This is a genomic window from Aquibacillus koreensis (assembly GCF_025154055.1).
Taxonomy (GTDB): domain Bacteria; phylum Bacillota; class Bacilli; order Bacillales; family Amphibacillaceae; genus Aquibacillus_C; species Aquibacillus_C koreensis.
In genome coordinates, this window is record NZ_JAOALK010000013.1 from 1 (window position 1) to 21010 (window position 21010).

Here is a 21010-nt window from a genome sequence, read left to right on the forward strand (position 1 = left end):
GCGTGATTCTGACTCTGAATGGCTTTTGCTCGCACATGATGTCCGAATCCTAGCGTGATTCTGACTCTGAATGGCTTTTGCTCGCACATGATGTCCGAATCCTAGCGTGATTCTGACTCTCAATGGCTTTTGCTCGCACATGATGTCCGAATCCGTGCGTGATTCAGACTCTCAATGGCTTTTGCTCGCACATGATGTCCGAATCCTAGCGTGATTCTGACTCTGAATGGCTTTTGCTCGCACATGATGTCCGAATCCTAGCGTGATTCTGACTCTGAAAGACTTTCGCACGCACATGATGTCCGAATCCTAGCGTGATTCTGACTCTGAAAGGCTTTCAGTCGCACATGTTGTCCAAATCGAAGTCTGTTCTGATTGGCTACTGCACGTCTTCTCTTGCGAATTGACGATGAAATCAATAATTAAATTACTATACAGTTTATAGATAATCCGTTCTAATACAAAATTTAGTAATAAAAATTCTCCCTAAATATTTACAGGGGTAAAGTAAGCTTCATCCACACACCATAAGAAATGAACAGTTATCTTCTGTTCACTTATCCCACAAGGAGTGATTGCGAATGGCTTCTAATAAATTGTTAGTTCCAGGTGCAGAAAATGCGTTGAACAACATGAAAGAAGAAATCGCAAGCGAGTTTGGCGTTGAATTAGGCGCTGATACTACTGCGCGAGCAAACGGTTCCGTGGGTGGCGAGATGGTTAAAAGAATGATCCAGATCGCCGAACAAAGTCTAGAAAATAAATAAATTTTAAATTTTCTAGAAAAAGAAGGGGGACTCGGATTACGAGTTCCCCTTTGGTTCATCTTTCATTCTTTTCCTAACGATACGATAAACAATGATGCCAAGGATTCCTAAAAGGATTAAAGAAGGGAGATTTCCTACAAAAAATACAACCAATCCCGAAAACGCCGCTAGTAAAAAGTTGATACTATTCATAAATTGTTCTTTCGTTTTATCCCAAGTATTCAATTCTTCTTGATTTACAGAAGGAATGTTCACTCGGTTTTCATACATATGAATCGTAACGGTTGCGAGGTCTGATTGGTTTTTTAAGTAATTCATTTTACCAGTTAACTGCTCTATCTCTTCTTGAACCTTAGCTAAGTCTGATGATATTTTTAAGAGATCTTCCGTTTTTTCTGCTTGTTCCATAAAAGAAAGTAAACGTTCTTCTACTACTCTTTTTGACTTCAATCGTGACTCTAAATCTACGTACTGTTCGGTTACATCTTCACCAGATACATTCTTTTCAACAACCTTCACACTACCTTGCTCGATAAGTTGAATGAAGGATTGAAACTTTTCTTGCGGAATACGTACTTTAATCATTCCCTCAGAAAGGTCTTCCTCCGAACCGCCGTAGGTGTTTGATTCTACAATATAACCGCCCTGGTCTGTAACTTGCTTTTGCAGTTCATTCATTGCGTTTGTATAGTTTTTTACTTCAACGGTAAGGTTTGCGTTATAAATAATCATCCTGTTTACTTGTGGTGTAGAACCGTTAGTGGCTTCATCTGCTACGACATCTTCCTGAGGTGATTCGGCCTGATTCTCGTATTCGCCATCGTCACTCATTTTCATTTCCATATCCGCAGATTCTTCCGTGTCCATTCCTGCATCTTCATTTGCGCTTTCCTCTAAAGAGTTTTGATCGTTACTACAAGCAACTAATATAACGCCCAGCAGTATAAACATGATGTACAGTACACGCTTTTTCATATTAACCCACCTTTTTTCTTTATTAAATAGACGGAATAGAATGAAATAGGTTACAAAGATGCTTTTATGCATAAAAATGTAATGTTTATGCATAATTTAGCTTGTTATATATAGTCTATGTTGGAAAAAGTAATCGTTGGGTCTATACCATTGGAAAATGAAGTTAGCTCATGACAGTAATCTTAATAAACGAAGCTATCATGGAAGGTAGGTAGACAAATATTAATTATTTAAAACCCTTGTAACGAATATACACCTACCGCATACATTAACGGGGACATTATTCTTAGTAATGTCCCCTAAAAATTGCCGTCATTGAGTTGTTTTAAGCACTTGAATTAACACTATTATTCTGTAATTATATTTTTTGAAAAAATAATAAAAAAAATATCGATTAACGGTTGAATTAATATACTTAATAGTGCATAATAATTCATACACAATAAATTAAAATAATGTATCTATTGAAATATAAACACAAATGTTAGGGGAGATACCAAATGGGTAAAGAAAAAATCGTATTAGCGTATTCTGGAGGATTAGATACTTCCGTTGCAATTAAATGGTTACAAGATAAGTACAATTATGATGTTATTGCAGTTGGATTAGATGTTGGGGAAGGTAAAGATTTAGAGTTTGTTAAAAATAAAGCGCTAGATGTTGGTGCGATTAAGTCTTATTCTGTAGATGCAAAAGCGCTTTATGCAGAAGATTTTGTCCTACCAGCCTTAAAAGCCAATCTTCTTTATGAAGGAATATATCCGTTAGTATCAGCATTATCACGTCCGTTAATTGCAAAAGTACTTGTAGATATTGCTGAAAAAGAAGGCGCGGTAGCTGTTGCGCATGGTTGTACAGGAAAAGGAAATGACCAAGTAAGATTTGATGTGGCATTTACTGCTCTAAATCCAAACTTGAAGATCGTTGCTCCTGTACGTGAGTGGAAAATGACGAGAGATGAAGAAATAAAATATGCACAAGACAATGGTATTCCAATTCCAATCGATTTAGATAACCCATACAGTGTAGACCAAAACTTATGGGGACGTAGTAATGAGTGTGGCATATTGGAAGATCCTTGGGCAGAGGCGCCAGAGGGTGCGTTTGAATTAACAACAAATCCAGAGGATGCACCAGATAAGCCACAAGTGGTTGAAATTACTTTTGAACAAGGTAAACCAGTTTCACTTGATGGAAAATCAATGCCATTACATGAACTTATTCTTGAACTTAATAGCATAGCTGGAAAACACGGGGTAGGACGTATTGATCACGTAGAAAACCGTCTTGTTGGTATTAAGTCTCGTGAAGTATATGAGTGTCCTGGGGCAATTACTTTGATTACCGCACATAAGGAACTTGAAGCTTTAACACTTCCAAGAGAAGTTGCTTCATTTAAGCCAATGATTGAGCACAAATTATCTGAAACTGTGTATAACGGTCTATGGTTCTCTCAATTAACAGATGGTTTAAAAGCATTTATCGAAACAACACAAACGTATGTGTCTGGTACAGTGAAAGTGAAGCTTTATAAAGGTCACGCGCACGTACTTGGCCGTGAGTCTAAGCATTCTCTATATGATTTAGATCTTGCTACGTATAACAAAGGTGATGCATTCGATCACGATGCTGCACTAGGATTTATTAAGCTTTGGGGGTTACCAACACAAGTACACTCTCAAGTGAACAAAGTGCATGAAAATAAAGATGCTGCATCTATTGAAAAAGCAGTCGTTAGTGTAAAGGAAGCAGTGAAACAATGAAGCTATGGGGCGGACGTTTTACAAAACCAACAAACGAATTAGTGGATGAATATACGGCATCGATCCGTTTCGACCAAAAATTAGCACAGTTTGATATCCAAGGAAGTCTTGCCCACGTAGAAATGCTAGCAAAGTGCAACATCATCTCTGATGAAGATGCTGCTACGATTTCAAAAGGATTGAAAGTTGTTGCACAGAAAATAAATGCTGGCGAAGCAGAGTTAACAGAAGATAACGAAGACATTCATATGAATGTGGAAAAATTATTAATAGATGAAGTTGGCCCTGTCGGTGGTAAATTACACACCGGCAGAAGCCGTAATGACCAAGTAGCGCTTGATATGCGTTTATATTTACGTGATGCACTGATTACACTTAATCAACTACTCTTAAATGTGCAACAGTCACTATATACGCAAGCCAAAGATAACTTGGATACAGTTTTACCAGGATACACGCACTTACAGCGTGCACAACCGGTATTATTCGGACACCATATGATGGCTTATGTGTTTATGTTCCAAAGAGATATGGAACGCTTGCAGGATAGCTGGAAGCGTGTCAATCAATCACCACTTGGAGCAGGGGCACTTGCTGGGACATCTTTCCCGATCGACCGTCATTTTGTAGCAGAAAAGTTAAACTTTGATGGTATTTGTGATAACAGTTTAGACGCGGTTAGTGATCGGGATTTTGTTGTGGAGTTTTTATCCAACGCATCGCTAATATCTGTGCACCTTTCACGTCTCTGTGAAGAGCTTGTCCAATGGTCAAGTGCTGAATTCAATTTTGTGGAATTAGATGATGCATTCTGTACAGGAAGTAGTATGATGCCACAGAAGAAGAATCCAGATGTTGCAGAGTTAGTGCGTGGTAAAACAGGAAGAGTAGTTGGAAACCTTATCGGGATGTTAACGACATTAAAAGGTTTACCATTAGCTTATAACAAAGACATGCAAGAAGATAAAGAAGGTATGTTTGATACAGTCGAAACATTAAAAGGTGCCTTAGCTTTATTTGCACCAATGATTGAGACAATGGATGTGAAGAAAGAAAATATGTATGAAGCGGTGGCGAAGGATTACTCTAATGCCACGGATCTTGCTGATTATCTTGTAGGTAAAGACCTTCCATTTAGAGAAGCCCATGCAGTTGTGGGGCAAGTCGTATTACATTGTATCAACGAAAATAAGTATCTGCTTGATCTTAAATTGGAAGAATTTCAGGAATTTTCTTCTTTAATTGAAGGAGATATCTATGATGTCCTTTCACCAAAAGCGGTAGTAAATGCACGTAACGTGGCTGGTGGTACTGCTAGAAACCGTGTGGAAGAACAAATAGAAAAAGCGGAAAAGTTATTCGAAGCAAGTGACGAGTGGATTGAAAAGCATGCGAAACAAATTAGTGTGCTAATAGCTGAATAACAAACAAACACGGAACTAAGTCTCTGCCTCATTAGAGAGGCTTAGTTCTTGTTATATAAGTGGGGAGTATAGTAAAGGTGATTCTTAGTTTGCCAATATGAATGGGAGGCTAAGCCTTTATTTTGCCAAGGCTTGTATAATTATAAATAATTAAGTATAAATATTAGGTTGGTCAGGAGCGGTTTTCTACCAATTTATTATACGAACCTAGTTTTGGGAGGGAGCATCTATGGAGGAAAAAGTAGGTTATCTTACATTAAGCACAGGGGACGTTCTAGAAGGGGTATGGTTAGGCTCTAGTGTAACAGCAGAAGGAGAAATGGTGTTTAATACCGCGATGACTGGTTACCAAGAGGTAATGACAGATCCATCTTATGCAGGGCAAATTGTTACAATGACATATCCTTTGATCGGTAACTATGGGTTCAACGATATTGATTCAGAAAGTATCAAACCATCTTTATCTGGATTAATTATCTCCAATCCATGTTATACACCGGACCACTATCAATCTAATTATTCCATCGTTGAGATGATTGAAAAATATAATATACCAACACTGTACGGAGTGGATACGAGAGCACTTACCCGTATTATCCGAGAACAAGGTGAAGTATACGGGAAAATTACTGAAAATAAAGAAAACTTCCCGGAGAAAGACACTGTAGCAACTAATGTAGTGCAACGAGTATCCGTGACGGAAATTAAAAGCTTTAAAACTAAAAAACAAGCTTTTTCGGCCCCTCATGTGGTGGTGATGGATTTTGGATTTAAACATTCGATTATGCATTCTCTTTTAGATCTCGGTTGTGACGTATCGGTTGTTCCTTTTGATACTACATTTGAGCAAATCCAAGCATTGGATCCGGATGGGATTTTGCTTTCCAATGGACCAGGTAATCCGAAAAGCCTTAGTCACTTAGCCTCCAACATTAAGCAGATTGCTGATCATTATCCAACGCTAGGTATTTGTCTAGGTCATCAGCTTGTAGCTTTAGCTTATGGTGCGACGACTAAACGTTTACCATATGGACATAGAGGAAGTAATCACCCAGTAAAAGACTTAATCACTGGTAATGTACTCATCACTTCTCAAAATCATGGCTATGTAGTCGATATGGATTCAGTGGAAGAGAAAGACTGGCAAGTATCGCACATTAACGTAAATGACAAGTCTGTGGAGGGATTAATTCACCGCACGAAGAATGTGATGACCGTTCAATTCCACCCTGAAGCACACCCAGGCCCAATTGACACACACAACATTTTCGTAAACTTTACTAAACAACTAGTAGCAAAGGGAGAGAAACAGCATGCCTAAGTTCGAGCATATCAAGAAAGTACTAGTCATAGGTTCAGGCCCAATTGTGATCGGGCAAGCAGCTGAATTTGACTATGCTGGTACCCAGGCTTGCTTAGCGTTAAAAGAAGAAGGCGTTGAAGTAATCCTTGTTAATAATAATCCTGCAACGATCATGACCGATGAAAATATTGCAGATAAAGTATATTTAGAACCGTTAACTTTAGAATCCATTACTAAAATAATTGAGAAAGAACAACCAGATGGATTACTGCCTACATTGGGTGGTCAAACAGGGCTAAACATGGCGATTCTTCTCACAAATGCTGGGGTTTTGGAAAAGCATAAAGTAGAGTTGTTGGGCACACCGCTTGATACGATTCAAAAAGGTGAGGATCGTGAAATCTTTAAATCGATGATGAAATCCATTGATGAGCCTGTTGCAGAAAGTAAATCCACGACCTCGGTTGAAGAAGCCGTTACATTTGCAAAAACAGTAGGTTATCCACTTATCGTAAGACCAGCTTACACACTAGGTGGTGCTGGTGGTGGTATTGCGAAAGATGAGCAACATCTTCGGACAATTGTTAAAAATGGCCTTTATGCAAGTCCAATCAACCAAGTGTTGATTGAACAAAGCGTTAAAGGATGGAAAGAAATTGAATATGAAGTCATGCGTGATGCAAATGATACATGTATTATCGTGTGTAATATGGAAAACTTTGATCCTGTAGGTGTACATACTGGAGACAGTATCGTTGTTGCACCATCACAAACGTTAAATGACAGGCAGTACCAAATGCTACGTACATCTTCATGTCGTGTAATCCGTGAATTAGGAGTAATTGGCGGATGTAATATTCAATTTGCACTTAATCCAGAAAGCAATGAATATATCATTATTGAAGTAAATCCACGAGTTAGTCGTTCGAGTGCTTTGGCATCAAAGGCTACTGGTTATCCAATTGCTAGAATTGCTGCGAAAGTCGCGCTTGGCTATCACTTGGATGAAGTAATAAACCCAATCACTGGTGATACGTATGCTAGCTTTGAACCAGCGATTGACTATATTGCACTGAAGATTCCACGTTGGCCTTTTGACAAGTTTACGAAGGCTGACAGATTACTTGGTACGCAAATGAAAGCAACAGGGGAAGTAATGGCGTTGGCAAGAAATTTCCCAGCTGCTTTAAATAAAGCGGTGCGTTCATTGGAAATAGGATTGGACTATGTACACTTGCCAAGTCTAGAAAAATTAACAGATGCACAGATTAACCATGAGTTAGACGAAGCGACGGATGACCGTTTGTTTGTTGTGGCTGAAGCATTGCGACGAGGTTATACAGTCGATGCTATTCATGACATAACGGCGATTAATAAGTACTTCTTACATGAATTGTCCATCTTGATTCATACTGAAAAAGATCTAAAGCAGAAGCAGTGGGCGGATCTTAGTGATCAAACCTTGAAAAAGGCAAAATTATTAGGTTTTACAGACCAAACACTGGCAACACTACTAAATGTCCAAACAGAAGACGTAAGAAAACGATTAGAAACATCTAATCTAGCACCCTCTTATAAAATGGTAGATACATGTGCAGCTGAGTTTTCTGCGGAAACACCATATTTCTACAGTTCATGGAATGAGATCGATGAAGTTGAGCCATTAACTGGTTCCAAACGTATGGTGGTACTTGGATCTGGACCGATACGAATTGGTCAGGGTGTAGAATTTGACTATTGCTCTGTTCACGCGGCGATGTCTTTAAGAGAACAAAAAATTGACGCGATTGTTATTAACAATAATCCGGAAACTGTAAGTACGGATTTCAATACGGCAGACCATCTTTATTTTGAACCACTAACAGAAGAAGACGTATTGCATGTAGTGAAGAAAGAAAATGCAGATGGTGTTCTAGTACAATTCGGCGGTCAAACAGCTATCAATCTAGCGAATGGGCTAGAGAAAGCAGGCGTAAAAATCGTTGGAACAGATTTGAAGGCGATTGAGGCGGTAGAAGATCGTGATCAGTTCTATCAATTGTTGCAAAAACTAGACATTCCTCATATCCCAGGGGAATCTGTCATGAACTTTGATGATGCAAAAGAAGTGGCTACAAAGATTGGGTATCCTATTCTTATTCGTCCATCGTATGTTATTGGTGGAAGAGGAATGGTTGTCGTTCGTAATGAAAACCAATTAATGAACTATCTTGAAAATATAAAAGAAACGTCACCAGGTTCTCGTATCTTCCCATTATTGATCGATCGATTTATTACTGGATCTGAAGTAGAGATCGATGCGGTATGTGACGGAGAAGATATATTAATTCCAGGAATTTTTGAACATGTGGAACGTGCAGGTGTACACTCTGGAGATAGTATTGCTATTTTCCCTGCGCCTAGCTTAAATGATGCCCAAAAGAAACTCATTGAATCTTACGCACAGAAGATCTCTAAGGAACTTGATGTAAAAGGAATTATGAATATCCAGTTTGTAATCAGTGAGGACAAAAAGACCATCTATGTGTTGGAAGTAAACCCACGTGCTTCAAGAACTGTACCCATTTCTAGTAAGATTACTGGGGTACCAATGGTTGATTTAGCGACTCGCGTGCAAATGGGTGAAGCGTTAGAAGACCAAGAGTGGAAGTTAGGGTTGCATCAGGATGTTCCATTTTATGCTGTGAAAATGCCTGTATTTTCAACAAACAAATTACCTGGGGTTGATTCCTTCTTAGGACCAGAAATGAAATCAACAGGGGAAGCGATTGGTCTAGGTTCTACAGTTGAAACGGCGATGGCCAAAGCATTCGGCTGGAAGGAAAAAAGTCTGAAGCCATTAACAAAAGAGGATACGATTTTCTTATCGATGGATGTTGTATATGACAATGTGATAGAGTCTCTATCAGGCTTATCTGCTAAAATAGCTGCGGATGAAGCAACTGCAAAACTACTAGACGTTAACGGAATAAAGGTTGACCAACAAATAACTATTTCAGAAGCACAAGAGATTTGTCTAGACAATGGTTTCCAATTGATGTGTAGCACCAATCATAATGGAGAGTATGATGAACACGTGAAGCTAAGAGAAGATGCCTTAAAGTCGGATACCATGTGTGTTACATCGAACGAAACCTTGTTTGTATATATACAAGCGGCGGGGCAAGTCCAAGAAGAACCGGTTGCTATTAATTCGTACACGAAAGAACGTAATCAAATCAACAAAAAGGAGCGTGTGTTGCGGTGACAGTAGGTGTAACCTCCCAAGATATAAAAGAACAATTAAAAGGTCGCGACATGTTAACGTTGGCTGACTATTCACCAGAAGAGATCGACTATCTACTGGAGCTAGCGGAAGAGATAAAGACAAAGCATAAAAATGGAGAAATCGTTCAACCGCTAAAAGGCAAGATCTTAGGAATGATTTTTGAAAAATCATCCACACGTACACGCGTATCCTTTGAATCTGGTATTTATCAATTAGGTGGAACAGGACTTTTTCTTAGTTCAAAAGATATCCAGTTAGGTAGAGGGGAACCGATCTCGGATACAGCAAAAGTATTGTCAGGTTATTTAGATGGTATTATGATTCGAACTTTTTCGCAGGCAGATGTGGAAGAGTTAGCAGAGAATGCAAGTATTCCTGTAATCAATGGTCTTACAGATGACTATCACCCATGCCAGGTGCTTGCAGACTTACAAACGATCAAAGAAGTAAAAGGTAGTTTGAAGGGCAAAAAGATCGCCTATATTGGTGATGGCAATAACATGGCCAATTCACTTATGATTGGTGCGGCTAAAATGGGACTCGATGTTGCGATTGCAGCTCCGGAAGGTTACCAGCCAAGTCCTGCTATCACGGAGAAAGCGAAAGGCTTTGCTGTTGGTACAGAAGTGTTGGTTACATCAGACCCAGTTGAAGCTGTCAAAGATGCAGATGTAATCTACACAGATGTCTGGGCAAGCATGGGGCAAGAAAGTGAGCAATTAGAGCGCGAGAAACACTTTGCGAACTTCCAGGTTAATGATGAGCTGTTTAGCTATGCGAAGACGGACGCCATTTTTATGCATTGCCTACCTGCGCATAGAGGTGAAGAAGTGTCGGCAGAAGTTATTGATGGAAAACAATCTGTTGTGTTCCAACAAGCAGAAAATAGATTACATGCACAGAAAGCGCTAATGGTAGCTTTAATGGGCTAACAAGGAAAGTCTAGACGATGTCTAGGCTTTTTTATTTTTTTGAGAGATAGATTGGGCGGCCATTTTTTCCGTTATTTTCATGAAAACTACCAATTCCAAGTTGCAAGAGGACATTTTTTCCGCTATTCACTCCAAATAATAGAAATAAGACTACTAGTTAGTAAAATAGCGGAAAAAATGTCCGCGAACTTACCAAAATCATTAATTTAACTATAAATAGCGGAAAAAATGTCCGCCTAGGCTACCCAGCACTCTTTCTCATAACAAAATAGAATAGAGGAAAGGTTTCCGATCAGTGACCGTAGAATTAGTTAATGTAGAGTGAAAACAGAAGGAGAGAGGATCATGATTAAACGAGCATTAATCAACATTGACTATACATATGACTTTGTCGCAGATGATGGAAAACTAACTTGTGGGGAAGCGGGCCAAGCGATTGAGAATGAAGTTGTTGCAATTACCAAACAATTTGTTGATGCGGAAGACTTTGTTGTATTTGCGATTGATGGGCATGACGAAGGGGATACGTTCCACCCAGAAACGTCCCTATTTCCACCACATAATATAAAAGGTACAAAAGGACGTACGCTATACGGTGAATTACAGGGGTTGTATGAGAAGATAAAATATCTTCCCCAAGTGAACTATATGGATAAGACACGATATAGTGCATTTGCTGGAACAGATTTGGAAATGAAGTTGAGAGAACGCGGCATAAACGAGATATATCTAGTTGGCGTATGCACGGATATTTGTGTTCTCCACACAGCCATAGATGCTTATAATAAAGGCTTTGATCTCTACATTTATCAAAATGCAGTTGCCAGTTTTAATCAAGCCGGCCATGACTGGGCACTTGGACATTTTGCGAATACACTCGGTGCAAAAGTACTATAGCATTCTCACTCACAATGCTCCATGATCTTTCATATGTATAAACTAGAGCCTAATTGTTGTTGATGTATAGCTTGTGTAACTGCTATAATTTAAAAAGTGTATGTATTAATTGTCGGTTGATAAACGGCATGAAAAAGGATGATACAAGTGGTTAAATACCATCATATATATGAACAGTTACTTACCATTACAGCCAAAGAAAATGTGATGGTAGATGAGCAATTAAGAAATCATACCTATACAAAACTAGGTGGAAAAGCGGATTTATTTGTTACACCAGCAAGTATAGAAGAGGTACAGCAAATTGTGAAGTTAGCAAATAAGGAAGAAGTTCCTTTTACATTACTCGGTAACGGATCAAACCTCATTGTACGTGATGGTGGGATTCGAGGTATTGTGATGAGTCCGAAGCGCTTCACAACGATCAAGCGTGAAGGGGATAGCATCATTGCAGAAAGTGGAGCTAGAATCATCGATGCTTCAAGAAAAGCTTTAGAAGAAGAGCTATCGGGATTAGAATTTGCGTGTGGGATTCCTGGAACAGTAGGTGGTGCATTGTACATGAATGCAGGTGCTTACGGCGGGGAAGTGAAGGATTGCTTACACTATACTGTAGTTGTGACGAAAGAGGGAGAACTACTTACGTTGAAAGCGGAAGACCTTGACTTGGATTATCGAACAAGTAATATCCCGGATAAAGGCTATATCGTACTAGAGGCACGTTTTGATTTAAAACCTGGAAAATATGATGAAATAAAAGCGATTATGGATGACCTAACTTACAAAAGAGAGTCCAAACAACCTCTTGAATATCCTTCTTGTGGCAGCGTGTTTAAAAGGCCACCGGGCTATTTTGCTGGTAAGTTAATTCAAGATAGTGAGTTGCAAGGAAAAGGCGTAGGTGGGGCAGAGGTTTCAACCAAACATGCAGGTTTTATTGTCAATAAAGACAATGCAACTGCAACAGATTATATCGCTGTGATTGAAATGGTTCAAAAAACGGTGAAAGATAAATTTGGGGTAGAGTTAGAAAGAGAAGTTAGGATATTAGGAGAAGACTGAGTTCGCCATGCGCCTACTTAGGAAATCAAATCAAATTACATGATCAAATGGTAAAGAATCGCTCAGAGTCTAAGAAAACTCTGAGCGATTCTTTTTGTTAAGGATTTATGGGTGTGAAAAATGCGATTTGTTCGGTACTTTACTTAGTTCAACCCTTCAAATAATTCGAGACCATCCATCCTTCGAATCAAGGAAATCTTCCCATTTTCATTCAAGTTAATAACCCCAGTAACGGTTGCTGTATTAGCTTCATTATTTTTACTATATTCTACTTCTACTTCGTAATTATAGACATCATTTTTCGTATCCTCTATCTGTTGTATGTTGATATCTTTTGGTTGTAATTGATACCCTTCTGTATGGGCAGCTCTTAGAAATGATAATACATAATTCCTGTTAATCATCTGCTCTAAGTCTGCTACCAAATCATCATAATTTTCTTCTAGATACCTTTCTAATTCAACGGAGTATAACCCCTGATCAAGAATATCGCTTAGTTCTTGACCTGGCCCTGTGAATTCCTTCTCCAAATAAGTGTGGATTGTTCTCACATTGTTATCATTTATTTGCTCAAGCGGTATATTAGCTTCATTAAGATTCTTTTGATCTGTCGTTACATAGATTGTAAGGAAAAAAGCACATAATGCCGCAACTAGTAATCCTGCATGCAACAACCTCTTAACATAGGTGTTTTTGCTACTGGGCTCTTTAATAGAGTTGATTCTGGAATAAATGTTTCTTTTGTCCTTATCCGTAAACAATTTTTCTTCTCCGATAAAATCCTCCAAATTGTCTCGAATCCTATTACTCAAGGTATACACCTCCTAGCTTTTTCTTTAACAGGTTTCTAGCCCTTGAAATTCTCGTTTTCACTGTAGATTCATTCACTTGCAAAATATTGCTTATCTCCTTCATTTTCAGCTCGTTATAATAGAATAAAATAATTATTTCACGATATTTTATGGGCAAAGATAGGATTGCTTGTGTAAGCAGTGACTTTTCATCTTCTCTTATTAAAATTTGTTCGGGGGTATTATCGTTTGTTTTTTCAATGAAAGGATTAAAAATGATCTTTCTATAAGTCCAACTTCGAAAATAATCCTTACACTGATTGATGGCAATCCTATAAATCCATGTCTTATAAGAAGAGTTGTGTTCAAAAGTATTCATATGACTGAATACTTTTATAAAAACCTCCTGCGTTAAATCATCAGTGATGGCTTTGTCTCTCACATATAAAAAGATTAATCGTTTCACAGATTCCCCGTATTCCTCTAATAACGAGTCGAAAACATCCTCATCTCTCAATAGAATCACCTACTTTCATGTATTAGACGGAACAAGCAGAAAAAGGTCCCAATTTTTTAAAATAAATATATAGGAAGCGACATTAAATACGGGGTCGCCAGTGTGTTGACGACCCCGATATGCAATTAAGTGCTAGTTTATCTAGTAAACTAATTTTAACATAATTATCCATTATACTTTTATATTTGAAAACCTAACTGCTTGAGTTTGCATGATTTGTTCATAAATTCACAATATCGTCAAGTTTCACAACGTGCACGGCTCATCATTTAATGGTATATTATACGTAATCGAATAAGGATTCCTTTGGGGCAGGGTGTAAATCCCGACCGACGGTGAAGGATGTGCTCGCATCCTAAGTCCGTGACCCGGCGCATGTATATGCAATGGTTGATTTGGTGTAATTCCAAAACCGACAGTTAAAGTCTGGATGGGAAAAGGAAAAGAAACGTACAGTTGTATGTTTATTTAGACGTAGTAAAAGCTCCAAGTATAGTTCTTGGGGCTTTCTTGCTTCTCTTTCCAAAAAAGGAAAGGGTGTGGTAAAGATGACAAAGGAAGAATATATGGCACTGGCCTTATCTGTTGCGGAAAGTACGATTGGTCAAACGAGTCCTAATCCATCTGTTGGAGCAGTAGTTGTAAAAGGTGGGAGAATTATTGGGATAGGGAGTCATCTTCAAGCAGGTAAGGAACATGCAGAAGTCCATGCGTTAGCGCAAGCTGGTGAGGGAGCAGAAGGCGGAGAAATATATGTAACATTAGAACCGTGTGTTCACTTTGGTAAAACACCACCATGTGCGGATCTGATCATCAAACACAAATTAAAAAAAGTATATATTGCTTGCCTAGATCCAAATCCAGCAGTAGCTGGAAAAGGAGTAGCAAAGTTAGAACAAGCAGGTATAGAGGTTGAAATTGGCCTCGGAGAAGCAAGAGCATTAGAGCTTAATCGTAAATTTTTCTATTTTATGAAAACCCGAAGACCGTATGTTACGTTAAAAGCAGCGATGACGCTTGATGGCAAAACGGCTACTTCCTCTGGAGATAGCAAGTGGATCACATCAGAAGAAGCGAGGCTTGACGTTCATAAAGAGCGAGACATACATGATGCCATTTTAGTTGGTAGTCAAACGGTCATAAAAGATAACCCTCAACTAACCACTAGGTTGCCCCAAGGTGGTAAAAATCCCATTCGAATTATTTTAGATACGAATTTATCCATACATGATGATGCTCGAATTTTGGATCAGGTAGCGTCGACATGGATAATATGTGGAAACAAAGCAGATGTAGAGACTTTTTCGTCAAACCATCCACATATTGAAGTGATGCAGTTACCAGCCGATAAGATTCGAATTTCGGATGTGTTAGACGTGCTTGGAGAAAAAGGTGTGCAGTCGCTATATGTAGAAGGTGGAAGCACGATCCATGGAGCTTTTGTTAGAGAGCAGTTGTTTCAAGAATGTCATTGGTACATTGCACCGAAACTACTTGGAGGAGCTAACGCCATCACAGCGGTTGGTGGAGAGTCACCGTTGTTCATGAACGATGCTTCCTCGTTAACCTTTACATCCGTTGAGCAAATTGGACCGGATATAAAAGTAGTTGCAAGACCAAAGGAGGCTCGCTAACATGTTTACTGGAATTGTAGAAGAAAAAGGGAAGATTAAAAGTATTGAAAAGAATCAAAGTTCACTAACGCTAAAAATAGATGGACAAACTGTTACATCAGATGTATCAATTGGGGATAGTATAGCAGTAAATGGTGTTTGTCTAACTGTTACATCCTTTGGTGCCGGTTGGTTTACGGTAGACGTTATTCCGGAAACATTTAGAGGGACGTCACTAGCAACAACCAATGCAGGTTCTGAAGTGAATTTAGAGCGTGCAATGAGTGCAGGTGGCAGATTTGGTGGTCATTTTGTATCAGGTCATGTGGACACGGTAGGAAAAATAAAAAAGATATGGACAGAAGACAATGCCCAATATGTTCATATCACCATTGACCAAGATGGATTACCTTATATAGCTTTAAAAGGCTCGATCACAGTAGATGGTACATCGCTCACCATTTTTGGTGTGAAAGAGGATGGTTTTGTCATTTCACTCATACCAGAAACAAGAAGAGCGACAGTATTAGGGGCTAAAAGGCAAGGGGACATCGTCAATGTGGAATATGATGTACTCGCAAAATATATGGAACGAATGTTAGGTTTTCGAAATAAAGCTACAGACTCGCATGATGGTGGATTAACATCTGATAAATTACAACAATATGGTTTTATAGACTAGGAGGTAGACGCTCATGTTTCAAACAATTGAAAAGGCCATTCAGGATCTACAAGCTGGAAAAATGATTATCGTTGTGGATGATGAAGATAGAGAAAATGAGGGTGACTTTGTCCTTTTAGCAGAGCATGCTACTCCAGAAAACATTAATTTTATGGCGCAAGAGGGAAGAGGCCTGATTTGTACACCGATGGATCTAGCGTTTGCGAAAAAGTTTGAGCTAAACGCAATGGTCTCTAATAATACAGACGCACACGGTACAGCATTTACGGTTAGTGTCGATCACAAGGATACAACGACAGGAATTAGTGCATATGAAAGAGCGCTTACGATACAAAAGTTTATTGACCCTGAGACGGTTGCTTCTGACTTTAAACGACCAGGCCATGTCTTTCCTTTAATGGCAAAGGATGCGGGTGTATTAGAAAGGCCTGGGCATACCGAAGCGGCAGTCGATTTTGCGAGACTAGCAGGTTCATCACCAGTTGGTGTCATCTGTGAAATTATGAACCCCGACGGTACGATGGCACGGTTACCTGAGCTAGAGAAATTAGCAGAAGAGCATGATATGGCTTTGATTACGATTCAAGCGTTGATTGATTACCGAAAGAAAAAAGATAAGTTGATTAACAAAGAGATAGAAATAAACTTGCCAACTGAATATGGTCAGTTTAAGTTAGCTGCCTATACCGAAACATTTACAGGTAAAGAGCATTTAGCTTTATATAAAGGTGATCTTTCAGAAAATGAACCTACCTTAGTGCGCATTCACTCGGAGTGTTTAACTGGAGATGTGTTAGGATCACATCGTTGTGATTGCGGTCCTCAATTGGAAAAAGCACTCTTGCAGATTGAAGAAGCAGGAAAAGGTGTGCTTGTGTACATGCGGCAGGAAGGTCGAGGCATCGGTTTATTAAACAAGTTAAAAGCTTACAAACTACAAGAAAAAGGCTTCGATACAGTAGAAGCGAATCACCAACTTGGCTTCCCGGATGACTTAAGGGATTATGCTGTGAGTGCACAAATTTTGAAAGACTTAGGTGTAAAAAAGATACGTCTGTTAACGAATAATCCACGGAAAATCTCAAGCATGGGTGATTATGGCTTAGAAGTGGTGGAAAGAGAAGCAATTCAAATTCCAACAAATAAAGATAATGAAAACTATTTAAAAACAAAAGTAGCAAAATTAGACCATTTACTTAAATTTTAGGAGGACAAAGACATGAGTAACATTTTTGAGGGGAATTTAGTAGGTACAGATTTAAAAGTAGGTATCGTAGTAGCGAGATTTAACGAATTTATAACAAGCAAACTATTAGGTGGTGCTGAAGACACGTTACGCCGCCATGGTGTGAAAGAGGAAGACATCTCTGTAGCGTGGGTACCAGGAGCATTTGAAATTCCGTTAGTGGCGAAAAAGATGGCTGCATCAGGGAAATATGATGCTGTTATTACACTAGGGACAGTTATCAGAGGATCAACGCCACACTTTGATTATGTTTGTAGTGAAGTAGCAAAAGGTGTATCAAATATAGCAATGCAAGAAAACTTACCGGTTATTTTTGGCGTCTTGACTACTGAAAATATCGAGCAAGCAATTGAACGTGCTGGAACAAAAGCAGGAAACAAAGGTGCGGAAGCTGCAGTATCTGCAGTGGAAATGGCAAATTTATTAAGAAGCTTGGCGTAATTAGTTAACATATTTTAATAGAAAACACGTGGACTCTGAAAAGGGATCGCGTGTTTTTTATTTTGTGAATTGCGATTCTAATCAAAACGATTTTTTCTGAATAGACTTGACAGGTATATCATTCTTCCCATATAGTATGAAATAATTTCATATAGCTAAAAGCAATGATTAGGATTAGTACGAGTGGTTCGTCTTTTTACAGAGAGGAATGTTTGCTGGAAAATTCCATTAGACCCATTTGGAACCTACCTAGGAGCGTGTATCGATAAAGATATAAGCGGAGTGATTCCGTTATCAATAGAAAGTGTGCAGTGAATAGTACTGTAAACAAGGGTGGTACCACCATGACTCGGTCCCTTATTGGGGATGGGGTCTTTTTGTACGTTAAAAAAGTATAAATTTTTAGCTAAGAAGTGTGATCGACGTAGTGGAAAATTTAATGTACCAAGTATAAGATCAACTAACACATTCGCAAAAGGACGAGCGAATGCGAGTTTTTCTAACGTTCATTATTTTATTATCTTACAAGAGAAAGTGAGTGTGTATTTATGGGTAAAAAGAATAAACAATTTGTGGAAAAAGTAACGGCGATGGAAGATGATTTTGCTAAATGGTACACCGATGTGGTAAAACAAGCAGATCTTGTTGACTATGGCTCTGTTAGAGGAACGATGATCATTCGTCCTTATGGTTATGCAATCTGGGAAAATATTCGTGATGTATTAGATAGAAAAATTAAAGAGACAGGCCATCAAAATATGTACTTCCCTTTATTTATACCTGAGAGCCTTCTGCAAAAAGAAAAAGATCATATTGAGGGGTTTGCTCCTGAAGTGGCTTGGGTGACGCATGGCGGAGATGAGGAATTACAAGAGCGCTTAGTTGTTCGCCCTACTTCTGAAGTGTTATTTGCAGAGCATTATTCCAAAATAATTCATTCGTATCGTGACCTGCCAAAGTTGTATAACCAGTGGAGTAACGTAGTGCGTTGGGAAAAAACAACACGACCATTCCTTCGTTCTTTAGAATTTTTATGGCAAGAGGGACACACATGTCATGCCACAGATGAAGATGCAGCCGAAGAGACAAATAAGATGTTAGAAGTGTATGCAAGTGTGTGTGAAGATTATCTAGCAATCCCTGTCCTCAAGGGGAGAAAAACAGAAAAAGAGAAGTTTGCCGGTGCTAAATATACGCTAACGATCGAAAGCTTAATGCATGATGGAAAAGCATTGCAGTCTGGAACGTCTCACCATTTGGGCACAGGTTTTGCAGAATCATTTGATATTAGATTTTTAGATGAAGAAGGAAAACAACAACCGGTCCATCAAACATCATGGGGAATTACGACCCGTTTAATTGGTGCACTAATTATGGTTCATGGTGATAACCGCGGTTTAGTCATTCCACCAAAAATTGCCCCAACCCAAGTGATGGTCGTTCCAATTGCGCAGCATAAAGAAGGGGTACTGGATAAAGCTTACGAACTAAAAGAAAAAGTTGCAAAAGTAGCGCGAGCAGATATTGATGCCAGTGACAAAATGCCAGGATGGAAATTTAATGAATATGAGATGAAGGGCATTCCATTACGTCTTGAGGTTGGACCTAAGGATATTGAAAAAGAACAAGTAGTCCTTGTGCGAAGGGATACAGGCGAAAAAGTATTTGTAGCAATGAGTGAGCTAGAGGCAACAGTTGAAAAACTTCTTGCAGAAATGCAGCATAACTTACTAGAAAGAGCACGTACACATCGAGATGAGAAGACAAGTGTAGCGCATGACTTTCATCAATTCAAGGAGCTTCTCGAGTCGAAGCTAGGGTTTATCAAGGCAATGTGGTGTGGAGATCAAGCTTGTGAGGACAAAATAAAAGAAGAAACAGGCGCGACGTCTAGATGCATTCCATTTGAACAGGAGCAGCTAGCTGATACATGTGTTTGTTGTGGTGAAAAAGCAGAAACATTTGTTTATTGGGCGAAAGCTTATTAAATAAAAAGCGCAATGTCTAGGTAGTTCTAGATTATTGCGCTTTTTTGGTATTTCCGACTAATAGGATGGTAGGAAAAAGACCAGAGTCCATCGATAATCAGTATGCAAGTCCAAACGATAAACACAGTTGGAGGACATTGGATGACCAGTAGATAGACCTGCATGACGAACCATAAACAACCATGCACAACAAATTTACGCTTTAACACAGTTGAATAGGTACGGAAATAATCTGTTTGAGCGCTTGCTCTCACCATGGACGATCCGCGATAAGGTGCTTTATTTTTCCACCTAGAAGTATAGAGTTTTATCAGCTTGTCTAACTCCAACATGTGCTTTGGCCCTCTAAATATTGCATACATATAGATGCAAACAATGATGATGTGGAAGAGTGTAATGCGCCTAAAGTGTATATAATCGATGGCACCTAATGGTAAATTGACAAATTGATTTAGTATGGAAAACCAAAGGAAAAAGACCTGTCCTTTAGCCTCGTACCAATAACGTAACAGTAAAAAAATAATGAAGGATAACCAAAATAATATTTCTGAACCTACTAAAATTATCCATTTGTATTCTAAAATATATTGAATCATCGCATCACCTATTAGAAAGAATGCTTTCTAATAAGATATATTTCTGATTTGAGAAAAAATAACAAAAAAAGGTAGAAAGTATAAGACGGATTATTTAAAAGTAGTTGAAGACATGTTAGATAATGGACACCATCTTATTGAAAAGAGGACAAAAATAAAAATCGCTACAAAGTAAGCGATTTTCAAGTTAAGTCATATTTACTTATTCAAGATAGCTTCGATATCCTTCTCAATATCTTTTGGCTCATCCTTAGGTGCATATCTTTTTACGACATTCCCATCTTTATCAATTAAGAATTTCGTGAAATTCCATTTTACTTGGTCCGTAATAAAACCAGGGGCTTGTTTCACAAGGTATTTAAATAATGGATGTGCAGTCTTTCCTCTAACATCAATTTTGCTGAACATTGGAAATGTAACACCATAATTAAGCTGACAAAACGCTTGGATGTCATCATTGGATCCGGGTTCTTGATTCATGAATTGATTACTAGGAAATCCAAGAATCTCTAGACCTTGTTCCTTATACTTATCGTACAATGCTTGTAGTCCTTCTAATTGGGGAGTGAAACCACATTTACTAGCCGTATTAACAATTAATACTGCCTTGCCTTCATAATCAGATAAGCTTTTTTCTTCACCTTTAATGGTTTCTACCTCAAAGTCATAAATACCCATTGCCAAAACCTCCCTTTATTTAATTGAAACATACCAACGGAAAGCAACAATGTCAAAAATAATGTAT

General features: G+C 38.6%; 18 protein-coding genes, 1 riboswitch and 1 other annotated feature. Of the genes, 13 read left to right on the plus strand and 5 right to left on the minus strand.

What is annotated here, in order from left to right; translation table 11 throughout:
- The first annotated feature begins 581 nt into the window (after positions 1-581).
- Entirely contained in the window at positions 582-767 is a 186-nt protein-coding gene (locus tag NYQ66_RS03750) for an alpha/beta-type small acid-soluble spore protein (protein ID WP_259867008.1), read from the plus strand.
- Positions 768-803: 36 nt separating this feature from the next.
- Here NYQ66_RS03750 and NYQ66_RS03755 read toward each other — a convergent pair whose 3' ends face one another.
- A complete protein-coding gene (locus tag NYQ66_RS03755) occupies positions 804-1742 on the minus strand; it encodes a DUF4349 domain-containing protein (protein WP_259867011.1) in 939 nt (312 codons plus the stop codon).
- A 500-nt stretch (positions 1743-2242) separates the two neighbouring features.
- On the opposite strand from NYQ66_RS03755, the gene NYQ66_RS03760 reads away from it, so the two are divergent.
- The 7 genes from NYQ66_RS03760 (at position 2243) to murB (ending at position 12391) form a co-directional block, all read left to right on the plus strand.
- Positions 2243-3505, plus strand: coding sequence for an argininosuccinate synthase (locus tag NYQ66_RS03760; protein WP_259867013.1), 1263 nt, complete (start codon positions 2243-2245; stop codon positions 3503-3505).
- Entirely contained in the window at positions 3502-4929 is a 1428-nt protein-coding gene (gene argH / locus NYQ66_RS03765) for an argininosuccinate lyase (RefSeq protein WP_259867016.1), read from the plus strand. Before NYQ66_RS03760 ends, argH begins: the two co-directional genes overlap by 4 nt.
- 229 nt (positions 4930-5158) lie before the next feature.
- Entirely contained in the window at positions 5159-6250 is a 1092-nt protein-coding gene (locus NYQ66_RS03770) for a carbamoyl phosphate synthase small subunit (RefSeq protein ID WP_259867018.1), read from the plus strand.
- Positions 6243-9479: a carbamoyl-phosphate synthase (glutamine-hydrolyzing) large subunit gene (carB, locus tag NYQ66_RS03775; RefSeq protein ID WP_259867021.1), complete on the plus strand. Its 3237-nt coding sequence runs from the start codon at positions 6243-6245 to the stop codon at positions 9477-9479. The genes NYQ66_RS03770 and carB overlap by 8 nt, the downstream gene beginning before the upstream one ends.
- Before the next feature lie 50 nt (positions 9480-9529).
- Positions 9530-10432 carry an ornithine carbamoyltransferase gene (gene argF / locus NYQ66_RS03780; protein WP_407652040.1) on the plus strand — a complete coding sequence of 301 codons (903 nt, stop codon included), beginning with the start codon at positions 9530-9532 and terminating at the stop codon, positions 10430-10432.
- A 345-nt stretch (positions 10433-10777) separates the two neighbouring features.
- Complete coding sequence (locus NYQ66_RS03785) at positions 10778-11329, plus strand: cysteine hydrolase family protein (RefSeq protein ID WP_259867025.1); 552 nt, start codon at positions 10778-10780, stop codon at positions 11327-11329.
- A 147-nt stretch (positions 11330-11476) separates the two neighbouring features.
- Positions 11477-12391, plus strand: a complete 915-nt coding sequence (gene murB / locus NYQ66_RS03790; RefSeq protein WP_259867027.1) for a UDP-N-acetylmuramate dehydrogenase — start codon at positions 11477-11479, stop codon at positions 12389-12391.
- A gap of 143 nt (positions 12392-12534) precedes the next feature.
- Here the strand turns inward: murB and NYQ66_RS03795 are convergent, their stop codons facing one another.
- Both NYQ66_RS03795 and NYQ66_RS03800 read right to left on the minus strand, forming a co-directional pair.
- Positions 12535-13203 carry a hypothetical protein gene (locus tag NYQ66_RS03795; RefSeq protein WP_259867029.1) on the minus strand — a complete coding sequence of 223 codons (669 nt, stop codon included), beginning with the start codon at positions 13201-13203 and terminating at the stop codon, positions 12535-12537.
- Positions 13196-13708 (minus strand): sigma-70 family RNA polymerase sigma factor, encoded by a 513-nt coding sequence (locus NYQ66_RS03800; RefSeq protein WP_259867031.1) that lies wholly within the window; start codon positions 13706-13708, stop codon positions 13196-13198. Before NYQ66_RS03800 ends, NYQ66_RS03795 begins: the two co-directional genes overlap by 8 nt.
- 289 nt (positions 13709-13997) lie before the next feature.
- A riboswitch (FMN riboswitch) is annotated at positions 13998-14145 on the plus strand.
- 102 nt (positions 14146-14247) lie between these two features.
- On the opposite strand from NYQ66_RS03800, the gene ribD reads away from it, so the two are divergent.
- The 5 genes from ribD to proS all read left to right on the plus strand — a co-directional run bounded on the left by ribD (position 14248) and on the right by proS (position 19669).
- Complete coding sequence (ribD, locus tag NYQ66_RS03805; protein WP_259867033.1) at positions 14248-15333, plus strand: bifunctional diaminohydroxyphosphoribosylaminopyrimidine deaminase/5-amino-6-(5-phosphoribosylamino)uracil reductase RibD; 1086 nt, start codon at positions 14248-14250, stop codon at positions 15331-15333.
- A 1-nt stretch (position 15334) separates the two neighbouring features.
- Positions 15335-15994, plus strand: coding sequence for a riboflavin synthase (gene ribE, locus NYQ66_RS03810; protein ID WP_259867035.1), 660 nt, complete (start codon positions 15335-15337; stop codon positions 15992-15994).
- A 13-nt stretch (positions 15995-16007) separates the two neighbouring features.
- Complete coding sequence (locus NYQ66_RS03815; protein WP_259867038.1) at positions 16008-17201, plus strand: bifunctional 3,4-dihydroxy-2-butanone-4-phosphate synthase/GTP cyclohydrolase II; 1194 nt, start codon at positions 16008-16010, stop codon at positions 17199-17201.
- A gap of 12 nt (positions 17202-17213) precedes the next feature.
- Entirely contained in the window at positions 17214-17681 is a 468-nt protein-coding gene (gene ribH / locus NYQ66_RS03820) for a 6,7-dimethyl-8-ribityllumazine synthase (protein ID WP_259867040.1), read from the plus strand.
- 155 nt (positions 17682-17836) lie between these two features.
- Positions 17837-18042: a binding site (T-box leader), on the plus strand.
- A gap of 187 nt (positions 18043-18229) precedes the next feature.
- Entirely contained in the window at positions 18230-19669 is a 1440-nt protein-coding gene (proS, locus tag NYQ66_RS03825; protein WP_259867042.1) for a proline--tRNA ligase, read from the plus strand.
- A gap of 26 nt (positions 19670-19695) precedes the next feature.
- Here proS and NYQ66_RS03830 read toward each other — a convergent pair whose 3' ends face one another.
- Together NYQ66_RS03830 and NYQ66_RS03835 are read right to left on the minus strand one after the other, a co-directional pair.
- Positions 19696-20265: a hypothetical protein gene (locus NYQ66_RS03830; RefSeq protein ID WP_259867044.1), complete on the minus strand. Its 570-nt coding sequence runs from the start codon at positions 20263-20265 to the stop codon at positions 19696-19698.
- A gap of 198 nt (positions 20266-20463) precedes the next feature.
- Positions 20464-20943 (minus strand): glutathione peroxidase, encoded by a 480-nt coding sequence (locus tag NYQ66_RS03835; protein ID WP_259867046.1) that lies wholly within the window; start codon positions 20941-20943, stop codon positions 20464-20466.
- Positions 20944-21010: the final 67 nt, after the last annotated feature.

Bases quoted from the DNA above. Each gene is read 5' to 3' on its own strand.
- NYQ66_RS03750 (WP_259867008.1), top strand. From the start codon at position 582: ATGGCTTCTAATAAATTGTTAGTTCCAGGTGCAGAAAATGCGTTGAAC.
- NYQ66_RS03755 (WP_259867011.1), bottom strand. From the start codon at position 1,742: ATGAAAAAGCGTGTACTGTACATCATGTTTATACTGCTGGGCGTTATA.
- NYQ66_RS03760 (WP_259867013.1), top strand. From the start codon at position 2,243: ATGGGTAAAGAAAAAATCGTATTAGCGTATTCTGGAGGATTAGATACT.
- argH (WP_259867016.1), top strand. From the start codon at position 3,502: ATGAAGCTATGGGGCGGACGTTTTACAAAACCAACAAACGAATTAGTG.
- NYQ66_RS03770 (WP_259867018.1), top strand. From the start codon at position 5,159: ATGGAGGAAAAAGTAGGTTATCTTACATTAAGCACAGGGGACGTTCTA.
- carB (WP_259867021.1), top strand. From the start codon at position 6,243: ATGCCTAAGTTCGAGCATATCAAGAAAGTACTAGTCATAGGTTCAGGC.
- argF (WP_407652040.1), top strand. From the start codon at position 9,530: ATGTTAACGTTGGCTGACTATTCACCAGAAGAGATCGACTATCTACTG.
- NYQ66_RS03785 (WP_259867025.1), top strand. From the start codon at position 10,778: ATGATTAAACGAGCATTAATCAACATTGACTATACATATGACTTTGTC.
- ribD (WP_259867033.1), top strand. From the start codon at position 14,248: ATGACAAAGGAAGAATATATGGCACTGGCCTTATCTGTTGCGGAAAGT.
- ribE (WP_259867035.1), top strand. From the start codon at position 15,335: ATGTTTACTGGAATTGTAGAAGAAAAAGGGAAGATTAAAAGTATTGAA.
- NYQ66_RS03815 (WP_259867038.1), top strand. From the start codon at position 16,008: ATGTTTCAAACAATTGAAAAGGCCATTCAGGATCTACAAGCTGGAAAA.
- ribH (WP_259867040.1), top strand. From the start codon at position 17,214: ATGAGTAACATTTTTGAGGGGAATTTAGTAGGTACAGATTTAAAAGTA.
- proS (WP_259867042.1), top strand. From the start codon at position 18,230: ATGGGTAAAAAGAATAAACAATTTGTGGAAAAAGTAACGGCGATGGAA.
- NYQ66_RS03830 (WP_259867044.1), bottom strand. From the start codon at position 20,265: ATGATTCAATATATTTTAGAATACAAATGGATAATTTTAGTAGGTTCA.
- NYQ66_RS03835 (WP_259867046.1), bottom strand. From the start codon at position 20,943: ATGGGTATTTATGACTTTGAGGTAGAAACCATTAAAGGTGAAGAAAAA.